We start from the raw sequence: 7154 nt of genomic DNA, 5'->3' as shown, positions 1-7154 counted from the left end.
TGTACCGAATGGAATTGGCATGTTCATGGACATGATGGCGAAAATACCTGCTGCGAGAACTGCTAGGAGGGGTATACGTTTTTCATCTAAATTGGATCTGGCCCATTTCACTGAGAAGTATAATGCAACGATTAAAATTACATAGTATACCAAACATTGTGCAATAGGTATAAATCCATCAGGTATATGCAAATTTATTCCTCCATTTTTTCAAAAGTAATACTTTTTTTAGTTTTCTTTATAAATCAAGTATTACTAAAAAGTATTATTCTTGTTTAATTTTAGTAATATCAAGTTTTTTGGAAGTTATATTAAATTATGCCTTAATATAACTGTTTTTTTGGCTTGACATTTATATATTTATAATAATGTCTATATATAAAGGTTATTAAAGTAATACAAATTAGTATTATTCATACCTATTTGTAATACTATGGGGGTTTGATTGCGATTTAATTTTTGCATTTTGCCATATTGATTAAATAGATAAAAATAGCTATTGCAAAGTATAATAATACTTGGATATCTAAAATTCCGGTTTCAATACCTAAAATGGTGTATGTTAAAATCAGAGAGTAAATCCCTATATAAAAATAGTTTTTAGTAATTTTCATTATTTTAAATCCAACTCCAAGGAAAAATCCTAAAAGCAACATTTCGACAAATACTCCTGCTTTGCCAAAATCGACTACCATCTGGCCGATAAGTGTTGGTGTTACTGTGACTTCAGTTCTCCATGCAATAAGCTTTCCAACCATCATTCTCGGACCTAAATCGCTTCCGGGAATTGAACTGGCCAGCATGTGCCCATGGGTAAGCCCAAAGTTTCCGCCAATGAAATCAAGTAGGTTCAGGACATGTAAGGTGAAGTCTGCTCGGGATTGGAGAGTATATAATGGGCTTGTTGAGGATGTGATTGTCATCTCACCTAATGAACGAAAATAACCAATTCCAATTATTGCACCTATACCAATCAGTCCACCAACTACAACTTCCCAAAGGGAAACAATATTTCCATAGAAACCCATGATAATTATGACAAGAAATGCTGCAAGTAGTGGTGTCCTATAACCTAGAAGCAATAAAAATGCACAGTCCATAGCCAACAAAAATAGGAATCTGAATCGCACCTGTGAACGTGTGATCTTTTTGTCCTGAAAATCCTTTAGATAAGCACTTGCAATTAAGCATGTTGCCGGAATAATTAAAAATACGGGCATAGTTAGCATCGGTTTTAGCAGATATCTAATTGAAGGCTTCAAAAGAGGTATTCCTCCAACGGAAGCAATGCTTATAAAGAAAAATACGATACTTATCAGTGTCAGGCAAAATCCTATTGAATAGATGTCGTCTCTTTTGAATTGTATGATGTTTTTGAGATTATCATTAAAAAGATATCTTGGAAGTATCAGTGATCCGATTGTGAATGCCGCAAATCCGATTGCCAATGTGATTACAAGGCTGGTGGAGGGGCTGTCCATCGACAAAAGCAAAAACATAGCAAATAAAAAAAGCACGATTATCGGATTGAAAATATGATGTTTTAAGATTATGTTCTTATTTAAAAATCCTAAAAAATTCTCGCTTGGATAAAGTCTTTTGAAAAAACTGTTGACCCACTGATTTTCAATGAACTCCAGTATGGTAAAAATAAGTGTAAATAAAAAAGATTTATGAAATTCATCACTGATTCTATTTATTATTGAAGTTAAAGTAGAATAAATCATGCTCATGGTCTACACAACTTAAAAATTTCGTATAGTTATCACGTCAAAGTTTTTGGTGATTTCATTAATCTGGCTGTCTGTACAATCATAAATCCTAATTGTAATCTCATCAGTTATTCCATTGAAGTTGCCTAAAACAGAATCGACATCCTTAAGATTATCTTCATTGGCTTTTTTAATTATCAGCTCATTATTCTTATCGTTATTGGTAGTTTTAATTGCTTCCCGTTTGCTATGGCTTGAGATTAAATTCAATATCTTCTGTGCATCCTGTGCAGTTAAAGATTCAAGGGACACTGATGTTGAAAGGTCATAATCCGTGTTGTTTGGAATCTTGTCGGTTAACTGTTTTATGGAGTTGATCTCTTCAGGTTTTACTCTGACTTCACATAAATCCTTATACTTTTCGCCATTGCTTTCCAGAGTGATATGGTCTATATAAATATCGGCATTAGGAACTGTTCTATATAATCCGACCAGATATGTTTCATTATTGGAATCCAATAACAGTTTAACACCATTTCCGCCGTTATCCTCTTCCCACACGACAGTACCGTTAAGTGTTGTTTCATTTCCGGTTGTTGAGTTAAAACCTTCAACGGTGGCTTTCACTATGTATCCGTCCTTATAATACTTAAGGTAAGTGTCTGGTATTTTATTTACAGTCGATTCATCAAAAGCAGTTTTTTGTAAATCGGATGAATCGTCAGTAGTTATATGAATGAAGGCAAATGCCACGGCAACTATAACTAAAATAATGATAAGGTAATCAATTAATGTAAATTTTATTTTCATGGTTAAAACCTAGTCTTCGTATAATGCTCCAACAGGGCAAACGTCGACACATTCGCCACAGTTATTACATTTTGTCTCGTCAATGATGATTGTATACGCTCTTCTTTGAATTGCCTCTTCCAAACATACATCGATACAATCTTCACAAACTCCGCATTCTTCCATATCCACTTTCAATTAATACACCAGTTAAAATTTTTAAAATAATATAATTTAATTTAACTATTTTAATGTTTATATATTTTGTCAATAACTATTATTAGGCATACCTAAAGTTTTAATATTATAAATTCTATATAAATTAATTAGAAGTGATGGATCATGATTTTTAACAAGGGGATTTCAATAGTTTTATCAGGGTTGTTTTTATTATTTTTAATGCTTTTGTTCTCATCAGTGTCAGTAATGTTTTTAAATGGCGGCCTGATTCCTGTAATGGGAGTTGTAATGTTTGTCATATTCTATTTTATCACTAGAGTTTTTTACGCATATTTGAGGAACGATGATAAATATAAAAATAATAAAAAGATTTCAAGCGATATGCCGGGGGAAAGGTATATCACTAAAGGCGAATCTGATATCAAGAAAGTATTTGTAGTTGTTTGGGTATTGGTTATTCTGATTTTGACTGCAACTTCCTTATGGCTGTATTCATTTAATAATGCTTTGATTTGAAATTCTTGATAATTCTTAAGAAAACCATAACATTTATATAGTATGTAGTCACAAACAAATTATTATATGCATGGGTGCCCGAGCGGCCAAAGGGGAAGGACTTAAGATCCTTTGGCATAGGCCTTCGAGGGTTCGAATCCCTTCCCATGCACTACTATATTTTTTTAACGTCCGATTATGCCTTAGTGGCTCAGATGGTAGAGCGCCACCTTGGTAAGGTGGAAGTCGGGGGTTCGAATCCCCCCTAAGGCTTTAAAGACTGTTTTTTCCAATTTCAAAATTTTTTTTAAAATTTATCTAGGTTTTAGCGTATAAAATTTGTTACTTGGATAGGTACCTTAAAGTTTAAATTACTTAAAAATAAATACTATTCATGATTATTAATTTGGGTGAAAATTATGAATTATAAAAAAATTATACTTGTAGGTTGTATTTCAGCATTTGTTGCTGTTTTAACTTCCGTTTTGGGAGTTGCAGGTACAGTTATTGGTTCAGTTATTTCATCAGTTCTATATAATATGCTTTCGGAAGCTTTGGAAAAACCTGTTTCTTCTGCAACATTCAGCACAAAATTCGAATGGGAAATCGCTTACATTTTCCCGCTTGCTGTAATAGGCGTGATTCAGTTACTGTTAATTTTCGCCATGCTCTCTGAATGGGGAATATTGCCTTCCACATTCCTCAATGCATTTGTCACACTTCAGCATTTTGCAAATAACAATTTATATAGGATATTGGGTGTGGCAATGTTGATTATCAGTGTTTATCCGATTGTTGTTAAACCGGACATTATCAAAAAGTCTCATGGAGCAATTATTGCAGTTGTGGGATTGATATTTCTGGCCAGGGGTTTTGTAGATTTGGGAAATGCAATTACAGATATCTATGATGATGTATTCATATACTTTGACTTTCCAATTGCAATCATTGCCCTTTTATTGATCATATTTGTAATTTATAATATTCTCCAGTCTGCAAGACAGTCTGAAAGGGAATTCAAAATAATCAAACACAAGATTAATGAAGAGAATTTCAAGGGAGGCAATGTTAAAAGGGTTCATCATTCCAATAAACATGGGGATTTTGATTACGATAAAAAAATGGAAGAGATCAGTGCTAAAAATAAATCCAAGTATGACTCTCAAATCAGAAGTAAAAATCCTATAAATGAGCCTAGAAGTGAGTCTGAAGTCAAATTTGATAATCATGAACCTATTGAAAAACCGCAAAAGGGCATCAACAGGTCTTCTGGAAATATTCAGTTTGAATCGAATGATTTGTTGGATGACTATAAGAAGTAGGGGTAGAATGAGTAAACGTGATAAAACATTAAAGGACATTTTGGATTTTATCTTATATGAAAATCCTTCCACTCAGGAGGAAATCGCCGAAAAATTAGGAATCACCCGTAGGTATGTCACTCAGCTCTTGCAGCCTCTTGTAAAAGATGGAACTGTTAAAAGGGCATATATGATTGATTTAAAAAGTTATGAAAAGGTTGCCGAATCAATTGGGGATTATGTAAGCAACAAAAACAGCACAGGAAACGTTTTAATCAATGACATGCTGGCAAATATGGCAAAACATGTTCACTCACAGTTGGAGTTGTCCTTTGATGCAGTTCTGGAATATGATGAAGCAAAAGCAAGCAAAGCATTGGAAATGGATTTTGCTACAAACAATATGGTTGAAAAAATAAGGACTTCAGTTGAAACAATTGTAAGTATTGACTATCACTATGAAATCTCAAAATCTCTGTTATATAATGAAATAGCCTATGACTTGGAACGTATTGGGGATTACTGTGGCCATATTGCAAAATTCGTCATAAATGATGTTTATCAGGTAGATGAAAATGTCTTGAAGAAACTGAAAAAAATGTATAATACTGCTCAATCAATGATTCGACTGGCCATGAAGGCATTCATTGAAGGCAAAACTGAACTTAAGGATGATTTGATGGAATTGGAAGAGACTATCCATATCATGCAATCCAAGGCCATTAATCTAATCGCCACTCAAATGGCTGAAAGCTCTTTTGATGAAAAGGAAAGGTCAAATTATTTCATATATTTGTTCAGGCTAATCAAGGCTTTCAAGCGTATTGGGGACATTTCCGTTGAAATGATGGATGTCGCCATAGAATTTCATGACAATATTCCAAGGCCGACTACACCAAGGACTTTCAGATAATTTCTCTTTTTTTAAAATATTGGATTATTCATCATAGATTCTTGTTGTGGCATGCCTGTCTGCCCAACATTGAATACAAACACCGATTGGAAGGCCTGCGGTATGGGTATGTGCCTTTAGGATTTTCACGTCCAGTGTAGTGGTTTTACCTCCCAATCCCATTGGGCCAATTCCTGAAGCATTGATTTCGTCCAATATCTCTTCTTCAAGTTTTGCCAATTCTGAATCAGGGTTTCTTTCACCAACTTTGCCGAGCAGTGCTTTTTTTGCAAGTTTTAAACATAAATCTGAAGTTCCACCAATTCCAACACCTACGACAGTTGGAGGACATGGCTTTCCTTTCGCTTTAAGAACGGATTCAACAACAAATTCCTTAATTCCCTCAATTCCTTCAGCAGGAAGAGCCATTTTCATTGCATTGTTGTTTTCTGAACCGAATCCTTTTGGCATGATTGTTATTTCAAGATAGTCCTCATCAATCAGCTCAATGTCGATTGGAGGAATATATTCGCCCACATTAATGTTGGTATTTTCACGAGTTAACGGATCTACGATGTTCGGTCTTATAGGAACATCACTTGTGGCCTTTTTTATTCCTTCTTCAATTCCCTCACGCAGTTTTTCGACTTTGACATTACCCAATTTGACAAAAATAACAGGCAAACCTGTATCCTGACACATCGGAATGCCTTTTTCTTCTGCAAGTTCAATATTTTTTAAAATAGCTTCAATATTTAACCTTGCAAGGTCATGCTCTTCTATTTTCAGCGCATCTTGCAGTGATTTTTTTACATCATCACCGAGAACGATAACTGCCTGTCTGTAAAGTTCATAAACACGGTCTCTAATAACATCTTTTGTAATCAAATTAAAACCCTTTCAAAATTTATTTAATGTTATTTTGATTTTTGAAATATTTAAATATTGATTACATTGATGGGGCAAACCTCAACACAATCTCTGCAGAGATTACATTTTTCGCCATTGATGGTGATAGCTCCGCCCAACACTTCGATGGCATGCTCCTTACAGACTTTCAAACATGGTGCTTCCTGTGGTTGGCAGTGCATACAAAATAAGGTTGGAGTGTCAACATTTGGTGTTTGTTGACAACTTCCACAGGTTGTACAGTCAGTACAATTTCCTGATTTAAACATAATTTTATTCATCAAAAACAAGCCTTGCTCTTGCTTGACTTGTAATTACATGGACAAAGCCGCCTTTTTTGCTATCCGGTTCATATAATCCTGCCATCTTGGCCAGATATTTTTCCTGGTTTTTAGCCTTGATTTTTTCAGGATCGGCAACAGTAATAGCTCTTTTGGTACATGCTTTGATACATGCAGGTCCTTCTTCTCTGTCAGCACAAAGATCACATTTTTCAGCAACTTTTGCTTGGAAAGTCATTGCACCAAACGGACAAACCATTACGCACAATCCGCAGCCGATACATTTTTCAGTATCAACATTGTCATCTGTAATTGCATCTGTTGGACAGATTTTTATACATGGTGCACTTTCACAGTGTTGACATACAATGGCATAAAAGGAAGAATCATGCTCTATAATTTTTATTCTGCTAGACTTATGGATGGATTCACACATGTTTGAACAGTTAAGACATCCGTCACATAAATTGTTGTTTACAACAATACTTTCCATTGTCTTCCTCCTATAAACCTAGTTCCTTACACTCTGCATCTACGTATTTTTGGATTTTTTCAATGTGCTCTTCATCTAAGTGTCTGAATCTTTTTTGTGGTG

General features: G+C 34.5%; 10 protein-coding genes, 2 tRNA genes and 1 pseudogene. 5 read left to right on the top strand and 8 right to left on the bottom strand.

Annotated elements, in window-relative coordinates; translation table 11 throughout:
• The 4 genes from ACJMLO_RS07455 to ACJMLO_RS07440 form a co-directional block, all read right to left on the bottom strand.
• Nucleotides 1–192, bottom strand: a 192-nt coding sequence (locus tag ACJMLO_RS07455) for an energy-coupling factor ABC transporter permease (RefSeq protein ID WP_405295438.1), incomplete at its 3' end; no start/stop codon positions are given.
• 260 nt (nt 193–452) lie between these two features.
• Nucleotides 453–1733 (bottom strand): oligosaccharide repeat unit polymerase family protein, encoded by a 1281-nt coding sequence (locus tag ACJMLO_RS07450; protein WP_405295436.1) that lies wholly within the window; start codon nt 1731–1733, stop codon nt 453–455.
• Nucleotides 1734–1745: 12 nt separating this feature from the next.
• On the bottom strand, nt 1746–2522 hold the full coding sequence (locus ACJMLO_RS07445; protein ID WP_405295434.1) for a TrmB family transcriptional regulator sugar-binding domain-containing protein: 777 nt from the start codon (nt 2520–2522) through the stop codon (nt 1746–1748).
• A 9-nt stretch (nt 2523–2531) separates the two neighbouring features.
• Nucleotides 2532–2699, bottom strand: a complete 168-nt coding sequence (locus ACJMLO_RS07440; protein ID WP_405295433.1) for a 4Fe-4S binding protein — start codon at nt 2697–2699, stop codon at nt 2532–2534.
• A 144-nt stretch (nt 2700–2843) separates the two neighbouring features.
• On the opposite strand from ACJMLO_RS07440, the gene ACJMLO_RS07435 reads away from it, so the two are divergent.
• From ACJMLO_RS07435 to ACJMLO_RS07415, 5 genes are all read left to right on the top strand, one after another.
• Nucleotides 2844–3197, top strand: coding sequence for a hypothetical protein (locus ACJMLO_RS07435; protein ID WP_405295432.1), 354 nt, complete (start codon nt 2844–2846; stop codon nt 3195–3197).
• Nucleotides 3198–3265: 68 nt separating this feature from the next.
• Nucleotides 3266–3348 (top strand) — tRNA-Leu (locus ACJMLO_RS07430).
• Between the two features lie 28 nt (nt 3349–3376).
• Nucleotides 3377–3449: transfer RNA gene (locus ACJMLO_RS07425), tRNA-Thr, on the top strand.
• 146 nt (nt 3450–3595) lie between these two features.
• Nucleotides 3596–4498, top strand: coding sequence for a hypothetical protein (locus tag ACJMLO_RS07420; RefSeq protein ID WP_405295431.1), 903 nt, complete (start codon nt 3596–3598; stop codon nt 4496–4498).
• Nucleotides 4499–4505: 7 nt separating this feature from the next.
• Complete coding sequence (locus tag ACJMLO_RS07415; RefSeq protein WP_405295430.1) at nt 4506–5390, top strand: PhoU domain-containing protein; 885 nt, start codon at nt 4506–4508, stop codon at nt 5388–5390.
• A 24-nt stretch (nt 5391–5414) separates the two neighbouring features.
• Here ACJMLO_RS07415 and ACJMLO_RS07410 read toward each other — a convergent pair whose 3' ends face one another.
• The 4 genes and pseudogenes from ACJMLO_RS07410 to ACJMLO_RS07395 form a co-directional block, all read right to left on the bottom strand.
• Nucleotides 5415–6257, bottom strand: a complete 843-nt coding sequence (locus tag ACJMLO_RS07410; protein WP_405295429.1) for a fumarate hydratase — start codon at nt 6255–6257, stop codon at nt 5415–5417.
• A gap of 50 nt (nt 6258–6307) precedes the next feature.
• Nucleotides 6308–6547, bottom strand: coding sequence for a 4Fe-4S binding protein (locus ACJMLO_RS07405; RefSeq protein ID WP_405295426.1), 240 nt, complete (start codon nt 6545–6547; stop codon nt 6308–6310).
• 4 nt (nt 6548–6551) lie between these two features.
• On the bottom strand, nt 6552–7052 hold the full coding sequence (locus tag ACJMLO_RS07400) for a 4Fe-4S dicluster domain-containing protein (protein WP_405295424.1): 501 nt from the start codon (nt 7050–7052) through the stop codon (nt 6552–6554).
• Between the two features lie 10 nt (nt 7053–7062).
• A pseudogene (locus ACJMLO_RS07395) lies at nt 7063–7154 on the bottom strand (pyruvate synthase subunit beta); the annotation flags it as partial.

Origin of the sequence: Methanobrevibacter sp., from assembly GCF_045120835.1 — an archaeon.
Lineage (GTDB): Archaea > Methanobacteriota > Methanobacteria > Methanobacteriales > Methanobacteriaceae > Methanocatella.
The sequence above is the reverse complement of the archived record's forward strand: the minus strand, read 5'-3'. Positions and strand labels throughout refer to the sequence as shown.

Excerpts from the sequence above, each read along its gene's own strand:
- ACJMLO_RS07450 (WP_405295436.1), bottom strand. The coding sequence starts at position 1,733 with ATGAGCATGATTTATTCTACTTTAACTTCAATAATAAATAGAATCAGT.
- ACJMLO_RS07445 (WP_405295434.1), bottom strand. The coding sequence starts at position 2,522 with ATGAAAATAAAATTTACATTAATTGATTACCTTATCATTATTTTAGTT.
- ACJMLO_RS07435 (WP_405295432.1), top strand. The coding sequence starts at position 2,844 with ATGATTTTTAACAAGGGGATTTCAATAGTTTTATCAGGGTTGTTTTTA.
- ACJMLO_RS07420 (WP_405295431.1), top strand. The coding sequence starts at position 3,596 with ATGAATTATAAAAAAATTATACTTGTAGGTTGTATTTCAGCATTTGTT.
- ACJMLO_RS07415 (WP_405295430.1), top strand. The coding sequence starts at position 4,506 with ATGAGTAAACGTGATAAAACATTAAAGGACATTTTGGATTTTATCTTA.
- ACJMLO_RS07405 (WP_405295426.1), bottom strand. The coding sequence starts at position 6,547 with ATGTTTAAATCAGGAAATTGTACTGACTGTACAACCTGTGGAAGTTGT.
- ACJMLO_RS07400 (WP_405295424.1), bottom strand. The coding sequence starts at position 7,052 with ATGGAAAGTATTGTTGTAAACAACAATTTATGTGACGGATGTCTTAAC.